Origin of the sequence: Hymenobacter sp. PAMC 26628, from assembly GCF_001562275.1 — a bacterium.
GTDB lineage: Bacteria > Bacteroidota > Bacteroidia > Cytophagales > Hymenobacteraceae > Hymenobacter.
This window is the reverse complement of sequence record NZ_CP014304.1, coordinates 3681817-3700389: the sequence shown is the minus strand read 5'-3', so window position 1 is coordinate 3700389 and position 18573 is coordinate 3681817. Positions and strand designations below refer to the sequence as shown.

22 protein-coding genes are annotated in these 18573 nt (G+C 66.2%); 6 read left to right on the top strand and 16 right to left on the bottom strand.

Features of this window, described 5'->3' with window-relative positions:
• Nucleotides 1–32: 32 nt before the first annotated feature.
• From AXW84_RS16100 to AXW84_RS16070, 7 genes are all read right to left on the bottom strand, one after another.
• Nucleotides 33–1103, bottom strand: coding sequence for a branched-chain amino acid aminotransferase (locus tag AXW84_RS16100; RefSeq protein WP_068235425.1), 1071 nt, complete (start codon nt 1101–1103; stop codon nt 33–35).
• Between the two features lie 79 nt (nt 1104–1182).
• The gene (locus AXW84_RS16095) at nt 1183–1731 is read right to left on the bottom strand and encodes a cob(I)yrinic acid a,c-diamide adenosyltransferase (RefSeq protein ID WP_068235419.1); all 549 of its coding nucleotides are present in this window, start codon (nt 1729–1731) and stop codon (nt 1183–1185) included.
• A 244-nt stretch (nt 1732–1975) separates the two neighbouring features.
• Complete coding sequence (locus tag AXW84_RS16090) at nt 1976–2692, bottom strand: ABC transporter ATP-binding protein (protein ID WP_068235417.1); 717 nt, start codon at nt 2690–2692, stop codon at nt 1976–1978.
• Between the two features lie 33 nt (nt 2693–2725).
• Nucleotides 2726–5455 carry a hypothetical protein gene (locus tag AXW84_RS16085; protein ID WP_068235414.1) on the bottom strand — a complete coding sequence of 910 codons (2730 nt, stop codon included), beginning with the start codon at nt 5453–5455 and terminating at the stop codon, nt 2726–2728.
• A complete protein-coding gene (gatC, locus tag AXW84_RS16080; protein ID WP_068235413.1) occupies nt 5456–5743 on the bottom strand; it encodes an Asp-tRNA(Asn)/Glu-tRNA(Gln) amidotransferase subunit GatC in 288 nt (95 codons plus the stop codon).
• A gap of 199 nt (nt 5744–5942) precedes the next feature.
• Nucleotides 5943–6719, bottom strand: a complete 777-nt coding sequence (locus tag AXW84_RS16075) for a lysophospholipid acyltransferase family protein (RefSeq protein ID WP_068235410.1) — start codon at nt 6717–6719, stop codon at nt 5943–5945.
• 13 nt (nt 6720–6732) lie between these two features.
• A complete protein-coding gene (locus tag AXW84_RS16070; protein ID WP_068239562.1) occupies nt 6733–7311 on the bottom strand; it encodes an NUDIX domain-containing protein in 579 nt (192 codons plus the stop codon).
• Nucleotides 7312–7709: 398 nt separating this feature from the next.
• Here AXW84_RS16070 and AXW84_RS16065 point away from each other — a divergent pair, with 398 nt between their 5' ends.
• Nucleotides 7710–7955, top strand: coding sequence for a hypothetical protein (locus tag AXW84_RS16065; RefSeq protein WP_068235407.1), 246 nt, complete (start codon nt 7710–7712; stop codon nt 7953–7955).
• 86 nt (nt 7956–8041) lie between these two features.
• Here AXW84_RS16065 and AXW84_RS16060 read toward each other — a convergent pair whose 3' ends face one another.
• The 4 genes from AXW84_RS16060 to AXW84_RS16045 are packed head-to-tail and all read right to left on the bottom strand — an operon-like array spanning nt 8042 to nt 11092.
• Nucleotides 8042–8641 carry a ribonuclease HII gene (locus AXW84_RS16060; protein WP_236943150.1) on the bottom strand — a complete coding sequence of 200 codons (600 nt, stop codon included), beginning with the start codon at nt 8639–8641 and terminating at the stop codon, nt 8042–8044.
• A complete protein-coding gene (locus AXW84_RS16055; protein ID WP_068235404.1) occupies nt 8638–9078 on the bottom strand; it encodes a response regulator in 441 nt (146 codons plus the stop codon). Before AXW84_RS16055 ends, AXW84_RS16060 begins: the two co-directional genes overlap by 4 nt.
• A 54-nt stretch (nt 9079–9132) precedes the next feature.
• Nucleotides 9133–10680 carry a sensor histidine kinase gene (locus AXW84_RS16050; RefSeq protein WP_071891437.1) on the bottom strand — a complete coding sequence of 516 codons (1548 nt, stop codon included), beginning with the start codon at nt 10678–10680 and terminating at the stop codon, nt 9133–9135.
• A 43-nt stretch (nt 10681–10723) separates the two neighbouring features.
• Nucleotides 10724–11092 carry a CZB domain-containing protein gene (locus tag AXW84_RS16045; RefSeq protein WP_068235401.1) on the bottom strand — a complete coding sequence of 123 codons (369 nt, stop codon included), beginning with the start codon at nt 11090–11092 and terminating at the stop codon, nt 10724–10726.
• 102 nt (nt 11093–11194) lie between these two features.
• Between AXW84_RS16045 and gcvT the strand changes: the two genes are divergently transcribed.
• Both gcvT and AXW84_RS16035 read left to right on the top strand, forming a co-directional pair.
• Complete coding sequence (gene gcvT, locus AXW84_RS16040) at nt 11195–12304, top strand: glycine cleavage system aminomethyltransferase GcvT (RefSeq protein ID WP_068235396.1); 1110 nt, start codon at nt 11195–11197, stop codon at nt 12302–12304.
• Nucleotides 12305–12527: 223 nt separating this feature from the next.
• A complete protein-coding gene (locus AXW84_RS16035; RefSeq protein ID WP_236943149.1) occupies nt 12528–13214 on the top strand; it encodes a 2-phosphosulfolactate phosphatase in 687 nt (228 codons plus the stop codon).
• Between the two features lie 136 nt (nt 13215–13350).
• Here AXW84_RS16035 and AXW84_RS16030 read toward each other — a convergent pair whose 3' ends face one another.
• Nucleotides 13351–13677 carry a nucleotide pyrophosphohydrolase gene (locus AXW84_RS16030; protein ID WP_068235389.1) on the bottom strand — a complete coding sequence of 109 codons (327 nt, stop codon included), beginning with the start codon at nt 13675–13677 and terminating at the stop codon, nt 13351–13353.
• A 56-nt stretch (nt 13678–13733) separates the two neighbouring features.
• Nucleotides 13734–14183, bottom strand: coding sequence for a D-aminoacyl-tRNA deacylase (dtd, locus tag AXW84_RS16025; RefSeq protein WP_068235384.1), 450 nt, complete (start codon nt 14181–14183; stop codon nt 13734–13736).
• A 97-nt stretch (nt 14184–14280) separates the two neighbouring features.
• Between dtd and AXW84_RS16020 the strand changes: the two genes are divergently transcribed.
• A complete protein-coding gene (locus AXW84_RS16020; RefSeq protein ID WP_068235381.1) occupies nt 14281–15846 on the top strand; it encodes a hypothetical protein in 1566 nt (521 codons plus the stop codon).
• Between the two features lie 181 nt (nt 15847–16027).
• Here the strand turns inward: AXW84_RS16020 and mltG are convergent, their stop codons facing one another.
• The 3 genes from mltG to AXW84_RS16010 are packed head-to-tail and all read right to left on the bottom strand — an operon-like array spanning nt 16028 to nt 17456.
• Nucleotides 16028–17074, bottom strand: coding sequence for an endolytic transglycosylase MltG (gene mltG, locus AXW84_RS16015; protein WP_068235380.1), 1047 nt, complete (start codon nt 17072–17074; stop codon nt 16028–16030).
• Nucleotides 17075–17115: 41 nt separating this feature from the next.
• Nucleotides 17116–17244 (bottom strand): hypothetical protein, encoded by a 129-nt coding sequence (locus AXW84_RS26265; RefSeq protein WP_257722067.1) that lies wholly within the window; start codon nt 17242–17244, stop codon nt 17116–17118.
• An 11-nt stretch (nt 17245–17255) separates the two neighbouring features.
• On the bottom strand, nt 17256–17456 hold the full coding sequence (locus AXW84_RS16010) for a hypothetical protein (RefSeq protein WP_068235378.1): 201 nt from the start codon (nt 17454–17456) through the stop codon (nt 17256–17258).
• Nucleotides 17457–17614: 158 nt separating this feature from the next.
• Between AXW84_RS16010 and AXW84_RS25990 the strand changes: the two genes are divergently transcribed.
• Entirely contained in the window at nt 17615–18100 is a 486-nt protein-coding gene (locus tag AXW84_RS25990) for a hypothetical protein (protein ID WP_335339472.1), read from the top strand.
• Complete coding sequence (locus AXW84_RS16005; protein ID WP_335339490.1) at nt 18019–18561, top strand: hypothetical protein; 543 nt, start codon at nt 18019–18021, stop codon at nt 18559–18561. The genes AXW84_RS25990 and AXW84_RS16005 overlap by 82 nt, the downstream gene beginning before the upstream one ends.
• Nucleotides 18562–18573: the final 12 nt, after the last annotated feature.

Here is an 18573-nt window from a genome sequence, read left to right as displayed (position 1 = left end):
GTTCTCTGTGTAAAATAGATTCTCCCAATCAGCTATTCGCCCACCGGCACTACCCAGCCGTACGGGTCGGGGGCCTGGCCGTTGCGGATGGCTCCGAGGGCCGCGCCAATCTGCTTCGACAGCGCATCGGGGCCCGGGGTGGGCAGTTCGTAGTCGTGGCCTTCGTAACCGATGGTGGCAATGGGAGCGATGGTGGCCGCCGTGCCCACGCCGAAGGCTTCTTGCAGCGTGCCGGCTTGCAGGGCCCCAATGACTTCGCGGCTGCTCACGCGGCGCTCTTCCACGGCTACGCCCATGTCGCGGGCCAACTGGAGTACCGAACGACGGGTGATGCCGTCGAGAATAGACGTGCTGATTGACGGGGTAATGAGTTTGCCGTCAATGATAAATACGATATTCATCGTGCCCGATTCCTCCACGTACTGGTGCTCCGAGGCGTCGGTCCAGATGAGCTGGTGGTAGCCTTCCTGCTGGGCCAGCTTGGTGGGGTACATGGCGGCGCCGTAGTTGCCCGCGTTTTTGGCGAAGCCCGCGCCGCCCTCGGCCGAGCGCACGTACTTCTGCTCGAAGCGCACGCGCAGCGGCTTGCTGTAGTACAGGTCGACGGGGCAGGTGATGATGGAGAACAGGTAAGTTTCGGAGGGCCGCACGCCCAGCGTGCCGTCGGTGGCGAACATGAAGGGGCGAATGTAGAGGGCCCCGCCAGCCACCTTGGGCAGCCAGTGTGCATCGAGGCTCACCAATTCCTTAAGGCCCTGCATAAATAGCTCCTCAGGAATGGGGGGCATGCACATGCGCTCGGCCGAAGCGTTGAGGCGGGCCCAGTTGTCGAGGGGCCGAAACAGGGCCACGCCGCCATCGGCGGTAGGGTAAGCTTTCATGCCCTCAAAAATGGCCTGGCCATAGTGCAGGGCTGAATTGGCCGGGCTCACGGGCAGGTCGCCAAAGGGCAAAATCTGGGCGTTGTGCCACTCGCCGCCGCGGTACTCGGCCAGGAACATGTGGTCGGAAAACACTTTGCCGAACTCCAGCGGAGTGGCGTCGCGCTCGGCAATGCGGGAGGCATCGGTGCGCTGGGTGCGGATGGCGAGGGTGTCGAGCATAAACTGAAAAAGTAACGGGCTAAGAACGGGGGTGGGGGACGGCGAAGGTACGACTGGGGGCCCCGGCCGGTTGGGCGGGCTACACCCGGGCCTTCCAGGTCACTTCCTCCACGCCCAGCTCGTGGGCCATGTAGCGGCTCAGCACAAACAGGTAATCGGAGAGGCGGTTGAGGTACATCACCACTAAATCGGCCACGAACGACTCCTCGCGCAGGTGGATGGCCAGGCGCTCGGCCCGGCGGCACACGCAGCGGGCCACGTGGGCCATGCTCACGGCGGGGTGGCCGCCGGGCAGGATGAAGGCCCGCAGCTCGGGCAGCTCCTCGTTCATGCGGTCCATTTCGTCTTCCAACAGCTTCACGTCGGCGTCGTGCAGGTCGGGCAACTTCATGCGCGACTTCTCGGGGTCGGCGGCTAAGGCCGAGCCGACGGTGAAGAGCCGGTCTTGTAGTTCCTTCAGCAGCGGCCGGCGCGGGGCGTTGATGTCCTGGTCGCGCAGCAGGCCCACGTGCGAATTCAGCTCATCCACGGTGCCATAGGCCTCAATGCGCAGGCTGCCCTTGGATACGCGGGTGCCGCCGATGAGCGAGGTAAGGCCTTGGTCGCCGGTGCGGGTGTAAATTTTCATTCTTTAAATGGGTGAATGGTAGAATGGTAGAATGAAGGAATGGGCTTTTTGTTAGAAAGTGCGGCTTCGTGGCTATCGAACTAAATGAGAGGGTTGTCGTTCCGACATTCCACGCATTAAGTGGAGAGAGGAATCTGGGTAAAATCAGGTAAGGACAGTCCTCAGATTCCTCCTGCTTCGGAATGACAACCCCCTGTTTGGATAGCTGCTAATCGGTCATTCACCCATTCTATCATTAACTCATTCAACCAAGTATCGTGTGGATGGCCACTTCCGTATTCACTTCGTCGGATTCTACTAGGCCGTCGCGCAGGCGCACGATGCGGTGGGCGTAGCGGGCAATGTCCTCCTCGTGCGTTACCATGATGATGGTGTTGCCCTTGGCGTACAGCGCCTCGAACAAATCCATGATTTCGTAGCTCGTTTTGCTGTCGAGGTTGCCGGTGGGTTCGTCGGCCAGGATGATGCTGGGGTTGTTGACCAGGGCCCTCGCGATGGCTACGCGCTGGCGCTGGCCGCCGCTGAGCTCATTGGGGCGGTGTTTGGCACGGTCGCCCAGGCCCACGCTTTGCAGCGCGTGCATGGCCCGCTCGTCGCGCTCGCGCTTGCCGTAGCCGGCATAAATCAGCGGCAGGGCTACGTTGTCGAGCGACGAGGCGCGGGGCAGCAGGTTGAAGGTTTGGAAGACGAAGCCGATTTCCTTGTTGCGGACCTGGGCCAGGGCGTTGTCGCTCATGCGGCTCACGTCCTGGCCGTTGAGGATGTACTGGCCGCCGCTGGGCGTGTCGAGGCAGCCCACAATGTTCATCAGCGTGGACTTGCCCGAGCCCGAGGGCCCCATGAACGCCACGTACTCGCCCCGCGGAATGGTGATGCTGATGGAGCGCAGGGCGTGAATTTCCTCGGTGCCCATGCGGTACATCCGGGAAATGTTGTGGGTTTCGATGACGTTCGGTTGCATAAGTGGGTGCGGAAAACGAGTCGAAAGAAAGGCTTAAAAAGTCGCGTGGGCCGCCCGGCGCGCCGCAAACTGCGCCTGGAGCGCCGCGAAAGCCTCAGCCGGCACCTGCTGCCGTACCCGGGCCAGGGCATCGGTGGCGTAATCCGACAAGCCCGCGTCGGCCGCGGCCAGCACGTAAGCTTGCAACAGCGCCAGCGAGCCGGGGTTTTCGGCCAGGCCCGCTTGCAGCGCGTTGTAGGCCGCCGAGTAGTCGCGCCGCTGGGTGTAGAAGGCCGCTGCCGCCAGCACCGCCGGCTCATTAAACGGGGCTTCGCGCACGATACGCTGGTACAAGCCCGCCGCTTGGGGCCCCGCACCGGCCGCCCGCGCTTGCGCCAGCCAAGGCGTCCCCACTCGTGGATAGCGCGCGGCAAAAGCGGTGCGCCACTGGCCTACATCGGCCCCGGGTAAGGCCCCCGCTAGGGGCGCGGCGGCGCGGCGCAGCGCCGTATCGGGCGCCGCCGCGATGCGGGCCAGTGCGGTGCGGGCCGAATCGGCGCGGTCGGCCAGCAGCAGGGCCCCAGCGCGCGCCAATGGGGCGGTGGTAGCGCCGTGGCTGGCCGCTAGGGCAAGCTGGTCGGCCGCCGTGGCGTACTGGCCTTGCTGCAACTGCCACAGGCCCAGCAGCTGCTGGTAGTAGCCGGCAGTGGCGCTGGTGCCCGCCGCCAGCGGGGCCAGCAGCTGCCGGGCCACTTGCTCTTGCCCCAGCGCGTGGCGCGTGAGGGCCTGTAAAAACAGCAACTGCTCGTAATAAGGCGCGTTGGCCGGGCGAGCGGCCAGGCGCGTCAGCGTGGGCAGCAGCGCGGGGCGCGCCTGGCTGGCTGCCGCCAGTGCCGCGTGATACACCGCCGCAAACTGCGCCGCGTCGAGGTCGCCGTCGGCCACGCTGGGGGCCCCCGCCGCGGGCCGGTGTTGCAGTAGCCGTAGTAGCAGCAAGTTGCTGGCTAGAGTGGGCTCATCGGCTGCGGGCTGGAAGCCGGCGGCCAGCTTTTGGGCGTCGGGCAGTAGGTTTTGTTGCAGCAAAAAGGCCAGGCGGTTGGTGCGGCTGGGGTAGGAGCCAGGGGCCAGCCGCTCGGTACGGTCCAGGTAAATAGCCACCGAGTCGGTGAGGGCCGTTTGGGTGAACAACTGGGCCAGGTCACCGGCCAGGGCGGCGCTGGTGGGCTGGCGGCGCAGGCCCTGGCGCAGGGCGTCGAGGTTGTTGAACAAGTCCTGGGGCGCGGTGCCGAGGGCGGCCACGCGCAGCGAGACTTTCTCGTTGGGAGCCGGCAGCAGGGCCCGGCGCAGGGCGTTCAGCTCGTTCTGGCGCTGCTCGCGGAAGCGGTACAGCGCCGCCCGGCCCAACTGGGCGTGCAGGTTGTTGCGGTCGAGCACGTCGCCGCTTTCGGCGTAGTAGCGCTCGGCCAGCAGGGCCAGGCCGAGGTCGTCGGGGCGGGCTTCGCTCTGGCGGCGGCCCAGGTCGCCGAGGTAGTTGAACATGCCGGCGCGCACCTGCGCCAGCAGCGGCCAGTCGAGGCGCAGCTGCACGGCCAGCAGGGCCCCCACGCCCAGCACGTACACTGTGTAGAACGGCAGCCGCCGTGGTGCAAACGCCACCCGGTACACCGGCAGTCGCTGCCGCACCAGGGGCCCAAAGTTGATGAGCACGTACCCAAAAAACGCGAACCCCAGCCCCAATAGCGCCAAGCCGCTGAAGCCGCGCGCCGCCGCCAGCAGGGGCGTATTATCAGTAGCCAGGGCATAGGCCAGGGTGCCGCCGCTGGCCATCAGCAGCAGCGGGTAGAACTGGACCACGCCCGGCGCGTAGGGCACCCAGGCGGCGTAGCTGGGGCCCCGCAGGCGCAGGCCCAGCCCCCCCACCAGCACCGCCGGCAGCAGCAGCACCAGCGGGTCGAGGCCTACGCCGCGGTATAGTGTCAGCTGGCCGTCGGTCCAGAACCACCCGGCCAGCAGGCCGATGTACACCAAGCTAGCGCCCACAAAGGGCCCCAGGCCCGTGCCCGTCGAAGCCCCGCGGCCGGCCAGCCACAGCAGGCCGCGCACGTTTTCGATGCCCACCCACAGCACCAGCGCCGCCACCAGCACCGCCCCGCCCGGGGTGGCGTAGGCGGCCAGGTGCAAGGCCAGCTCGGCGGGCGGCAGCTGGCCGCGGAAGGCCAGCAGGGCCCCCAGCCCGGCCACCAGCGCCGCGCACAGCGCCCCGCGCCCGGCCAGCGGCACCCGCTCGCCGTAGGCGTGCAGCCCGAAGGCCAGCCCGCCCACCAGTGCCAGGCTCAGGGCCAGGAAATACTGTTTTTCCACCGAAAAGACGCCCACCAAGTCCAGGTTGAGCGACATCAGCAGGAAGATGACCGGCACCAGCGCCGCCACGAAGGCCGTGCGCCGCAGCGTGGTGGCCACCGCTACCCAGCCCGCCAGGGCCCCCGCCAGCAGCGCCACCAGCCAGGTAGCGGCCGCCGGCTGCGCGAAGGGCCCCGCCAGGTCGTGCGTCAGGCTCACCACGAAGCCGCTGGCTTGCACGGGCAGCGCCAGGGGCCCCACGGCCAGGGTTTGCAGGGTAAGGGGCTGGGCCAGCAGGTGCGGCACCAGCAGCAGGGGCAGCGTGGCCGCCGGCCCCGTGAAGTAGTAGTAAACCGCCAGGCCCACGGCCAGCGCCGCTAGCCCGGCCAGGGGCCGGGGCCGCCACGCGCGGCCGGGGCCCCCGGGGAGTGCAGGAGGCGCCAACTAGTCGAGCACTTTGGGCACCCGGAAGTAATCCGAATCCTTGCGCGGGGCGTTGCGCAGGCCCTCCTGGTGGCTCACGGTGTTGCGGCCTTCGTCGTCGCGCAGCACGTTAATTTCCTGCGACAAGTGCACCAGCGGCTCCACGTCGGTCGTGTCCACGGCCTCCAGCTGGGCCACGAAGTCGAGGATGTTGTTCAGGTCGCCGAGCATCTGCTGCTCGTGGGCGGTATCAAATTCGAGGCGGGCCAGGTGGGCGAGGCCGCGCAGGGTAGCTAAGTCGGTGCTCATTTCGCTGAGTTATGAGTTATGAGTTAAAAGTTATGAGTTAGGCAATGCCGTCATGCTGAGCCTGTCGAAGCATCTCTACCGCTTCGTTGAATCGATTGGATTAGTTACGCGAGAGAGATGCTTCGGCTGCGCGGACGCCAGATGAGCATGACCGTTCTTTATAGCTGTGTCAGTATTTGTGCCTTAATAATTCGCTGCTTCACCGCCACGTGCTGGGGCCCGGTTTCTCGGCGCCTTCGGGCAGGAAGTCGGCGGTGAGCAGGGCGGCCACGCGGGCCTTGAGGGCAGGCACGTCGGCGGCGGTGAGGCCGGCGGTGGAAATGGCGGGGTGGAACACAATTTTGAGGCGGTGGTAGCGCACCCGCAGGCTGCCCTTCACGTCGGGCATGAACAGGTGGTTCAGCGGCATGCCCACGGGCACGATGGGCACGCCGGCGGCAATGGCCAGCTGAAACGCGCCGTCCTGAAACGGCAGCAGCGCGCGGCCGGGCGTGGGCGAAATGCGCCCCTCGGCAAAGATGGCGATGCTGCGCCCGGCGGCCAGGCCCTGCCGGGCCGCCACCAGGGCCCGGCCGCGGCTCACGGCGCTGGCCCGGTCCACGGTGATGTAGACCTTGCCGAATAGGGGCCCCCACAGCGGCACCTTGGCCAGCGAGTGCTTGCCCATCATGTTGAGGTAGCCGGGTATCGTTTTAAACATCAGCATGATGTCGATGTAAGAGCCGTGGTTGGCCACGTACACGCAGGGGCTGGGCAGGGGCCCCGCTTCCTCGTGGATTTCCTCAATCGGCACGCCCCATAACGCTATCGAGAACCTGGCCCAGCCGCTGTAGATGCGGTGCAGCGCCGGGTAGCTGGCCGGCGTGCGCCCCAGCCACCACTGCCAGGGGTAGGTGACCACGAACGGCAGCACGAACCAAAACGTGGCCCAGGTGGTGTAGAGGCGGTGGCCCAGGTAGCGAAACAAGTGGCGCATAGTCCGGGCAAAGTTAGCCCTTGGCGCGCGCCGCCAAAATGCGCTCAGCCTTCAGCAAGCCCGCCACGCTGATGCCGTCGGTGATGCGGTCGTCCATGGCCATGCGCACGGCCTCGGCCAGGGGCAGCTTCCAGAGGCGCAGGTCCTCGGTTTCTTCGGGCTCGGTTTCGCCCAGCGTCAGATCTTCGGCCAGGTACACGAAGCCCTCTTCGTCGGTGACGGAGTTGGAGGTGTGCAAGCGGGCGATGCGCGTCCAGCGGGCGGCCAGCAGGCCCGTTTCCTCGCGCAGCTCGCGCTGGGCCGATTCCAGCACGTCGAGCTCTACGGGGCCCCCGCCCATCGGAATCTCCCAGCTGTACTCGTTGAGCGGGTAGCGGTACTGGCCCACGAGCCAGGTATTGCCCTCGGCATCGACGGGAATGATGCCGATGGCCTTGTTCTTCATGCTCACCACGCCGTAGATGCCGGGCCCCCCGGCGGGGTTCAACACTTGGTCTTCACGTACTGAAATCCAAGGGTTTTGGTATTTCACGGCGCTGGCGAGCACGCGCCAGGGGTTGTGGGTTTCGTCGAGTTCGGCGTCAGAAAGCATGGGCACGGGCGGCGCGGGCAAGGGCCGCGCGCACGGCAAAACTACGCGGTGCCCGCCGCTACGGCGCCGTTCGGAGAGGAATATCGCCATTTCGCAGAGGATAGTACTGAACTAGTCTAAATAAATAAACAACCATCCGAAGCCCGCTGTAAGTTTGTTGCCATAAGTGCCCCGCACGGGCTGGAAATGTGGAAAGGAAGGACCTCTCGTGCGCTGGCGGGGTTGGCCAAAAAGCTGGGGTAGACAGCTTCCGGCCGGCCCTGCTGCTTATTAAGGCCGTTGCCCCCGGGCAACGGCCTTTTTTGTCTTAGGATTTTGGGGCCCCGAACCCGTTCGGGCCGCCTGCGTAAAACCGGACAGCCCCGCGCCGCCCACTTCCCGGCCCCGGGGCCCTGCCCATGGCCCAAACCCCGCCCAATAAAGCCGCCGCCCCCGACCCGTCCGACCCGCTTTTTACCCTGAAGCACGCCCAGGCCGAAGCCGACTTGGAAGCTAAAAACGGCCTCGGCCCCACCACCAACGAATACGTGAGCACTGACGAAGACGACGAAATCTCCGACGCCGAGGGCCCCCGCGACAGCCAGGGCCAGCGCCGCGGTGAAAACGACGACGTTACCAAAGGCGATTCGGCTGGCAGCCACTAGCTGCGCCCAACGTCCCCTGCAAAAGCCCCGGCCTCCATCACGAGGTTGGGGCTTTTACGTAGTCAAGAACCTCGTTTGGGCCCCGGCTACAGCAGCCGAAAACCCGGGCGGTGCCGCGGCGACGGCCCGTGGGCCCGGATGGCCGCCCGGTGGGCCGCGGTGGGGTAGCCCGCATTCTGGGCCCAGCCGTAGGCGGGAAACTCGCGGTCGAGGGCGGCCATGCGCTCGTCGCGGAAGGTTTTGGCGAGCACCGAGGCGGCGGCGATGCTGCGGTACAGGCCGTCGCCGCCCACCACGCAGGTGTGGGCAAACCCAGCCAAGGGCCGAAAGCGGTTGCCATCGACCAACAGGTGGGCCGGCGCCACGGTTAGCGCGGCTACGGCTCGGTGCATGGCCAGGTAGCTGGCCTGGGCAATGTTCAGGGCCCCAATCTCCTCTTCCGAAGCTTCGCCCACGGCCCAGGCCACGGCCTCGGCGCAAATGAGCGGGCGCAGCAAGTTGCGCTGCCGGGCACTAAGCTGCTTGGAATCGCGCAGCAGGGGCGGGGCAAAACCGGGCGGCAGGATAACAGCCGCCGCAAACACGGGCCCCGCCAGGCAGCCCCGCCCGGCCTCGTCGAGGCCGGCTTCGAGCGGCAGGCCGGTGTGGGTGGCCAGCAGCGCCGGCCGGGGCCCCGGGGCCCTCACCGCTTCAGCTGAATCAGGTCGAGGAACAGGCTGAAGCCATCGACGCTGGTGCCGCCTTCGCCGAAGGTTTCGAAGCTCAGGGGCTTGATGATGTAGCCGCTCACGGCCAGCTGCTGGGCCTTGAAGCGGTCCGCGTCGAGGTCGGAGGTGGTCATGATGAACACGTTCAGACCGGCAAACTCGGGGTCGGCACGCAGGGCCGCCAGCAGCTCCAAGCCGTTCATCCGGGGCATGTTGATGTCGAGCATTACCAGGCTGGGCTTGGCAATTTTCTCTTGGCCGTTCTCGCCGCGCAGTAGGTCCAGGGCCTCGCGGCCGTTGCGGGCGTGCGTGAGCGGTACCTCAATGTGCTGGCGGCGCAGCTCGCGTTGCACATTCATAACGTCCATCTGGTCGTCTTCGACCAACAGGATGCTTGGGGTAGATTCGGGGGACATAAGCGGAAAAGTAAACCGGCGGGGCCGGGGCGTAGAAAGGGCAAAGTAGTGGCCTTAAGCAGCCAGGGCGGGCGCAAGGGTATTAGCCTTGGCAGATTTAGTCTGGCTGCTGGGCGGCTGCTTGGGCCAAGTGAAGGCAAAGGTGGCCCCCTGCCCGGGCACTGATTCGATGCCGATGGTGCCGCCCTGGCGTTCCACAATCTTCTTCACAATGGCCAGCCCCACACCGGTGCTCTCCAGCGTGTCACGCTCGACCAAGGTTTGGAAAATGACAAAAATCCGCTCGTGGTACTCCGCCGCAATGCCCGGCCCGTCGTCCATCACCGAGAAGCGGTAGAAGTCGCCCGCGTCGTCGCACCCGATGGTGACGTTGGCCTGCTCGGGGTGCTCGTGGTACTTCACGGCGTTGCTGATGAGGTTGGTGAACACCTGCTCCAACTGCACCCGCGTGGTGACGAGGGTGGGCAAAAAGAACGGCAGCTCGAAGTGCAGGCCCGCGGGTAGGTTGAGGTTGGCCGCGATTTCGCGCAGCAGCTGGCGCACAAACACCGTTTCGTTCACTTCCGTCACGCGGCCCACCCGGGCCAGGTCGAGGATGCCGGTGATGAGGTTTTCCATGCGGTGCACCCGCTGGCGCATCAGCCCCAGAAACTCGCGGATGTGAGCCGGCAGCTTGTCAGGCCCCATGTCCTCCTCAATCCAGCGCGAGGCGCTTTCAATGCCGCGCAAGGGCGCTTTGAGGTCGTGCGACACCACGTAGGCGAATTGGTCCAACTCGCGGTTGCGGGCTTCGAGCTGGCCGATGTTGGTATTCACGGTGCGCCCCAGGCCGTTGAGGGCCCCGGTAAGCACGCTCAGCTCGTCCTGGTTGTCATCAACAAGCTGGGCGTCGTACTCGCCGGCGCTGAGGCGGCGGGCCAAGCCCACCAAGCCCGTGAGGCGCCGCGCCAGCCCCTGCGCCAAATACGCGGCCCAAGCCAGCCCGAGTACCAGCGCCGCCACGGCCGCGGTCACCGAAATCCACTGGGCCCGGCCGATGCTGGCGTCGCGGCGCGCGTCGAGCCGGCCCCGGGTAGCGTTTTCCACCACGTCGAACTGGCTGAGGTGGAAGCGCACGTTGTCCATAATTTGCTTGCCCGTGAGGCCCTCCACAAGCCGGCGGTGAGGTAGGCCCGCCAGGGCCTCCATTTCGGGGTGTTGCAAGTGCACCCGGCGCTTCTCCATGACGATGAGGTGCGTGTACGCGCTCCACTGCTGAAACAGGTGCTGCGAACGGTTGAGGTGGCCCACCTGCGCCGGGTTGTGGGCCACCAGCGTGCGTAGGTCGTTGAAGCGGCCCACCAGCTGCCGCTCGCCCTGGTAGTAAGGGTCGAGCGATTGCTCATCGCCTGAGAGCAGGTAACCGCGGAAGCCGGTTTCCATGTCTACAATGTTGCGCAGTAGGCCGTTGGCTTCTTCCGACACGCGCTGCGACTCCGCTACGGCCCGGGCGTTGCTCACTACTTGTACGGCCAGCCGGTAGTTCACAAACAGCACCGCTGCAAACAGCCCCAGCAGCAGTAAAATGCCGGCAAATATTTTGGTACTTAGCTTGACTTTCATGGAGTTGCCGGGCCGCAAGCCCAGCGCTGGGTGGAGGGCGTGCTCAGGCTTCGGTACGCAGTGTGCGTTCAATGGTTTGCAGCAGGCCCGCAATGCTTTCGGCCTGGGCCAGCACGGCGGGCAGGCCGGCGGCCGCGGCTTCGGGGCGGCCCGCCAGGCGGTGGTCCATCAGCGCGGCCGCGTTGTGGTGCAGGCGGCGGTGGGCGGCGTCGAGGGTAGCCATTTCGGGCACGTGCGCGTAGGCCCCGGCCCGGCGCTCGGCAATCCAGTGGCCCAGGGCGCACTGGTCGGGGTCGCGCAGGGGGCCCTCGGCGTAGTCGTTGCCGTACAAGAACGAGCGCAGCTTCGTCTTGAATAAGAAGTGTTTGGTAGAGGCCGACTCGAAGTCCTGCTTGATTTCGTTGGGGGTCATGGGGGCGGGGGCAGCGTAAGCTCGTCTACGGCTGTGGGCCGAAAGTAGCTACTTTCGCGGGCCGAAGCCGCGGCCGCGGCCGGCCCCATCCCCCCGTTCCCCATGACCGTTTCCTCGCTCAAAACCGTTGCCCTCGACGCCACCCACCAGCAGCTGGGGGCCAAAATGGTGCCTTTCGCCGGCTACAACATGCCCGTGCGCTACTCCTCCGACCTCGACGAGCACCACACCGTGCGCCGGGCCGTGGGCATGTTCGACGTATCGCACATGGGCGAGTTCCGGGTGCGGGGCCCCCAGGCGCTGGGCCTCATCCAGCGCGTGACGACCAACGACGCCGCCAAACTCCAGCCCGGCAAGGCCCAGTACTCGGCCCTGCCCAACCACACCGGCGGCCTCGTCGACGACCTGCTGGTGTACATGCTGGCCGAAAACGATTACCTCTTGGTGGTCAATGCCTCCAACATTGAAAAGGACTGGAACTGGATCCAGCAGTTCAACACCGAGGGCGCGGAGATGGAGGACATTTCCGACCGCACCAGCCTCTTTGCCGTGCAGGGCCCCAAGGCCGTGGCCGCGCTGCAAGGCCTCACCAACGTGGACCTGGGCGCCATTCCGTATTACTCCTTCACGCAGGGCCCCTTCGCCGGGGCCCCCGACGTCATCATCTCCGCTACCGGCTACACCGGCGCGGGCGGCTTCGAGCTGTACGTGCCCAACGAGTACGCCCAGCGCGTGTGGGACGCCATCATGGTGGCCGGTAAGCCCCACGGCCTCAAGCCCATCGGCCTGGGCGCGCGCGACACGCTGCGCCTCGAAATGGGCTACAGCCTGTACGGCAACGACATCGACGACACCACTTCGCCCCTCGAAGCCGGCCTGGGATGGATCACCAAGTTCACCAAGGAGTTCACCAACAGCGACGCCTTGAAGGCCCAAAAAGCTGCCGGCATGGCCAAAAAGCTGGTTGGATTCGTGATGGACGGCCCCGGCATTCCGCGCGGCCACTACGAGCTGGTGGACGCCGCCGGCCAGAAAATCGGCGACGTCACCAGCGGCACGCAGTCGCCGAGCCTGGGCAAGGGCGTGGGCCTGGGCTACGTGCGCGCCGAGCTGGCCGCGCCCGGTACCCAAATTTTCGTGCAAATCCGGGGCAAAAGCCTGCCTGCCACCGTGCACAAGCTGCCGCTGGTGCCGGGCACCGAGGAAGTATAAATTTTGACTAAAGACCTGTCATCCTGAGCGCAACGCAGGATCTGAGAACAAGGAAACGACTTGCAGTAAATGAGTGCTGCTAATCGTTCGGCCGTCCCCAAGTCCTTCGCTGCGCTCAGGATGCCCCGTTTTTTGCCATCCAGAATACCTGCGTGATTGCCACTTGTTTAGAAACCCAACAACCCCCCGAATGCCTGCTTTAGACGTTTGTTTTTCTCCCGATTTGCTGCCTTTATATGATTTGCGGGGGCGGGTGGCGGTTATCGTCGACGTGCTGCGGGCCAGCACCACCATCGTCACGGCCTTGGTGGCGGGCGTCACGCACGTGTTTCCGGTGGGCACCCTCGACGAGTGCGCGGCGCTGGGGGCCCAAGGTTGCCTCACGGCGGCCGAGCGCGACGGCGTGCCAGCCGAAGGCTTCGACCTAGGGAACTCGCCCTTCGGTTTCCTCGACCCCGGCCGGCCGGTGCGGGGCCGCGCCCTGGCCATCAGCACCACCAACGGCACCCAGGCCCTGCGCCGCTCGCTGGCGGCCGAGGCCGTCGTCATCGGCGGCTTCGTGAACCTGACGGCCGTGGCCGACTTTGCCCAGCAGCAGCAGCGCGACGTGCTGATCGTCTGCGCCGGTTGGAAAGGCCAATTCTGCCTTGAAGACAGCCTATTCGGTGGGGCCCTGGCTGCCCGCCTGGAGCCCCTGGGCTTCGACGTGCAACACAGCGACAGCACCCTGGCCGCGCTGCACCTCTGGCACCAGGCCGGCGACGACCTACCGGGCTACCTGCTGCAATCGGCCGCCGTGCGCCGCCTCAACGCCCTGGAAGCCAACGACGATTTTTTGTTCTGTGCGAAAATTGACACTTATGCCCACGCCCTGCCCGTGCTGCAAAACGACCGGCTGGTGCTGGCGTAGGGCCCCGGTGGCGGCGCTACTTTAGAACGTCATGCAAAGCGCAGCGAAGCATCTCTCCCGCTGGATAATCATTGACTACTGCTGCGGGAGAGATGCTTCGGCTGCGTTCAGCGTGACGTTTTACTAAGCGGCTCAGCTACTTCAGCTTCTCGTTGTCCTTGTGCCGCCGGGCGTCGCGCTGGGTTTTCTTGGCCAGGTTGCGCGTCATGGCCTCGGTGAGGTCGACGCCGGTTTGGTTGGCTAAGCAGATGACGACGAATAGGACATCGGCCAGCTCATCGCCCAACTCATGGCCTTTGTCCGATTCTTTGAACGACTGCTCGCCGTACTGCCGGGCGATGAGCCGGGCCACTTCGCCCACTTCCTCGGTGAGGATGGCCATGTTGGTGAGTTCGTTGAAGTAGCGCACACCGGTAGTCGTAATCCACTGGTCGACGGTTTGTTGGGCTTGCTCGATGGTCATGGCGCAGCGTTGGTTTCGGTGAGGTAAAAGGGAAAAAGTGCCGCTTGGCGGGGCCCCTACCCGGTGGGCGAGTCGAGCACGATGGTAACGGGACCGTCGTTCACGAGGCTCACCTGCATATCGGCCCCGAAAATGCCGGTGGGTACCGGGCGGCCCAGTAGCTCGGCCACCAGGGCCACAAATTGTTGGTACAGCGGCTCGGCCACGGCCGGCGGGGCGGCGCCCACGTAGCTGGGGCGGTTGCCCTTGCGGGCGTCGGCGAGCAGGGTGAACTGGCTCACCACCAGTACTTCGCCACCGGCGTCGAGCACGCTGCGGTTCATCTGGCCCACCTCGTCAGCAAAAATGCGGAGCTGCACCAGCTTGCGGGCCCCCCAGGCCAATTGGGCAGGGCCGTCGGTGGGGGCGAAGCCAGCCAGCACCAGCAGGCCCGGCCCAATGCGGCCCGTAACGGCCTCCGCCACGGTAACCTGCGCGCTGCGAACGCGCTGAACGACAAGGCGCATAGGAAAAATTGAGTTGAATACTAATCCGCCGGGGCCCCACCGGGCGCCCGTGCCGACCTTTGCGGCGGCCCGGCCCCGGGGCCCTAATAGCCCCCGAATGCCCGCAAATAACGCCGCGCCGCCGCTTCCTGCTCCGCCTACCGCCCGCCGGGGGCTGGTCCTGGCGCTGCTGGCGGTGCTGGGCTTGCGGCTGTGGCACCTATTTGCCGCCGGCTTGCCCGACTACGATTCGGTGCGCAACTGGCAGTTGGTGCAGGAATTGGCACATGGCGATGGCCACTCCATGTTTTTCACGGCCGGGCCGGGCTTCAACCTGCTGTTTGCCCTGCTGGCCCGCGTCACGTCCGATGTACGGGCGTTTCAGGTGGCCAATGTGGTGCTGGGCGTGGCGGGGCTGGGGCTGTTTGCACAGTTCGTGGGGCAGGCAGTAGCGGCTAGCGGGCGGCCCTGGCGCAACGCCGAAGCCGCGGCGCTGGTGCTGCTGGGCGGCACTGGACTGCTGCTCACGTTTTCGGGGCGCGATTTCACGGCCGGGGCGGGCGGGCTGGTGCTGGCCGCGGGCCTGCTGCGCAGCCACTTCCGGCGGGTGCAGGCGGGGCCGCTGGCTGGGCGGCAGGCGGCGCTGCGGCAGGCCGCCTGGTGGCTGGCCGCGGGCCTGTGCTACAGCTATAAGTTTCTGCTGGTGCTGCCTATCCTGGGGGCCCTGGAGGCGTGGCGGGCCGATTGGCCGGCCTGGCGCGGGGCCGTGAAGTGGCAGGTGCTGGGCCGCCTGGCGCTGCCCTACGTGGTGCTGATGGCCGCCGGGGCCCTGCTGGCCGGCCTGCCCTGGCACCGCTGGCCGGCCACCTACGTGCGCCTGATATTGCCCGACGCGCCCAACCCCGCCGGCCGGCAGCTGGTGCTGAGCCCCGATTTTTTCTTCTATTTCCGCTACTTGTGGGCGTTCGAGTCGCCGCTGCTGCTGCCGGGGCTAGCGGCGGGCGCGTGGCTGGGGTGGCGGCAGTGGCGGGCGCTGCCGCCGGGGCCCGCGGGCCGGCCGCTGCCGCTGCTGCTGTACCTGAGCATCTGGGCGGGGTGCTGGCTGGCGGGCATGGCCTTGCTGCAGAAAGCGCCCCGCGGCCTCACCTACGTCTTTCTGCCGCTGGCGGCGCTGGTGGTGCTCAGCCTGCGCCACCTGCCCGGCCGCTGGCGGGGCCCCGGGGCCGCCGTGCTGCTGGCCGCCCTGGCCCTGAACGGCTACCGGCTCTGGCAGCACCTCTACCGCTACCCGCCCAGCCACTACCCCGAGGTGGCCGCGTGGCTGCACGCTCATGGGGCCCGGCGCGTGGCCAGCACGGTAGGCCTGGGCCTGGCCCCGTATTTATCCGAAAACGAAGAATTTACTAGCATCGCCAACGAGTGCCAACTGGGGGCCCTGCGCCGCCAGGGCTACGACTACGTGGTGCTCGACGCCTATTGGCAAGTGGCCCACGTGGCGCAGTTCGACTCGCTGCGCCGCCAGCGCCCGCTGGCCGCCTGGCCCGAAACCCGCCTCACCGAGCCGCTGCTGTTCCTGGAGCACTCGGAATTCACCGGTCTCAACTACGACCAAACCCTGGACTGGCAGCGCATCGCCGCGCACGACTCGCGGCAACTCCGCGTGTACCGCCTGGGGCCCCAGTAGCGGGTTTTAGATGTCGGTTGCTGGTTGTCAGTTGCTTGGTATCAGCACCTAAGCCCGTCATGCTGAGCGCAGCCGAAGCATCTCTACCGCGCAAGTAATCCAGCCGATTGGGTCAGTTACGCGGTAGAGATGCTTCGGCTGCGCTCAGCATGACGGCCTGCTAGATTACTAAAGAGCATCCTCACCGCTTCACGCCCAGGCTATCCAAGTGGTGCTGGTAGCGGCGGGCGTTGCGCTTGTGCTGGGCATAGGTGGCGGCGAAGTCCGAAAAGCCGCTGCCGTCGGGGCGGGCGCAGAAAAACAGGTTGTCGTTGTGGGCGGGGCGTAGCACAGCGTCGAGCGAGCTGGCGCGGGGCGTGGTAATGGGGCCCGGCGGCAGGCCCTTGTGGCGGTAGGTGTTGTAGGGCGAGTCCACTTTTTTGTCCACATTCAGCACGCGCTTGCGGGTGCCGAGGCCATGCAGCGGCCAGAGCAGGGTGGGGTCGGCCTGCAGGGGCTGGCCCAAGCGCAGGCGGTTGAGGTACACGGCGGCAATGAGTGGCTTGTCGGTAAGCTGGGCCGTTTCGCGCTGCACAATGCTGGCCAGCACGCCCACCTGCACCGGTGTGAGGCCCAGCGAATCGGCCCGGGCCCGGCGCGGGGCCGACCAAAAACGGCGGTGCCGCGCCGCCACGGTATCCAGGAAAGCGGCGGCGCTGGTGTTCCACAGCAGGCGGTAGGGCCCCGGGATGAACAGTGTGCGCACCGTGCAGGTATCGAGGCCGTAGCGGGCGCGCAGACCGGCATTATTATTTAGCAACAAGCTGAGCTTGAACGAATCGGCCTCAATTTGGCGGCTGACTTGCCGGGGCAGGTTTTCGAGGTAATGAAACGGCGCCAGCTCGAACTGTACCGTGTCTTGCCGCCCGCTTTCCAGCAACTGCACCAGCGCCAAATTGCCCAGCCCCGGGCCCAGGCGGTAGCGGCCGGGCCGCACGTGCGCCGGGTAGCCGCGCCAGCGCGCCACCCAGTCGAACGCGCCCGGCTCGCGCAGCAGCCCCTGCCGCCGCAGCGAGTCGCGCACGGCCCCGTAGCCGCTGCCGGTGCGGACGTACAAGTACGCGTCGCCCTCCACAAACGCCACCACGTTGGGCCGGTACAGCACCCGCCACGCCGCGTAGCCGCCCGCCGCCAGCAGCCCAAGCAACCCAATCATCAGCCAACGGCGCATCGCAACTTCAGTGTACATAGGCAGAGTAGGGCCCCGGACGAAAATTGGCGGGCAAAAGTTCAGGCCCTCACCAGGGCAGCCACAGCTTCGGCGTAGGCGCGGCGCGCGGCATCCTGCTCCAGCCGGGTGGGCAGGGCGGCGCGCACCTCGCAGTTGGGCACGGCGCAGCGCTCACAGGTTTCGTTCACGGTTTTCACGGCTAGGGTAAGACCAGCGCGAAACTTGAGCTGCCGGCGCAAGGCGTCGTCGCAGCGAGGCCTATCGTCACGCTGGTGGCGGGCTGGCCGTGGTTCAGCATCGGAATATTTTTGAGGAAAACGCCGCGCACCAAAAAAAGGCCCAGCAAGGCCCTGAACGAGCGTTTGCCGTCGATGCCGAGGCCCCGCAAAGATAGAAGCATAAATTACCACCCGCTAGCGCTAGCCCAGTGGTCCTTGGTTCCCAATTTCTTCCCTCATTGCCCATGCCCTTTACCGCGCCTGCCACCGCCCCGCCGCCGGTGATGCGCACCCCCGACCGGGTGCGCATCACCGGCGACTTCGGCCTGAGTTTGCCGAAATGCTCACGCCCTCGGCCCTGGTGTTCGTGGCCGAGCTGCATCGACGCTTCGACGCCACCCGCTACGCGCTGCTGGCCCGCCGCGCGGCCCGGCAGGCCAAATTCACGGCCAGCATTTTTCCCGACTTTGTGGCGGAAACCCGGCGCTTGCGCGGGCAGGACTGGACGGTGGCCCCGCTGCCAAAGTGTTCATGGCCGATTTTGAGGATTCGAACGCGCCCACCTGGGCCAACGTGGTGGAGGGCCAGCGCAGCGCAACCCCGCTTGGCCGCCGACGTACTGGGCGTGCCCACGCTCATTGTGGCCCGCACGGATGCCGCCGCCGCCGTCCTGTTCACAGCTGACGTGGACGCCCGGGACCTGCCGTTTATCCAGCAGGCGGGCGAGCGCACCAGTGAAGACTTCTGCCGCATCCGCTGCGGTGTGGAGGCCGGCAGTGCCCGCGGCCTGGGCCCCTACGCCGACCTGATCTGGACGGAAACCTAGAACCCCGACCTGGGCCAGACCAGGCCAGGCAGTTTGCCGAAGCCATCCACACCCTTCTCCCGGGCAAGCTGCTGGCCTACAACTGCTCGCCGTCGTTCAACTGGGCCGCCCAGCTGAGCGTGGAGCAAATGGAAACCTTCCGCAAGGAGTTGGCCGCCATGGGCTACAAGTCCCAGTGCATCACCCTGGCCGGCTTCCGTGCCCTAAATATCAGCATGTTCGAACTGGCCAAAGCCTACTGTGAGCGCGGCATGGCCGGCTACTCGGAGCTCCAGAAGCGCGAATTTACTTTGCAAAAGGACGGCTACCAGGCCGTGAAACATCAAGCATTCGGGGGCACCGGCTACTTCGACGCCGTGCAAAACGTAGTGACTAGCAACCAAATCAGCGCCAGGGCCCTATGTTGGCAGTACCGAAGAAGGACAGGTCTGAACCGCAGATTAAGTGGATTTAACGGATAAGAACGGATTGTA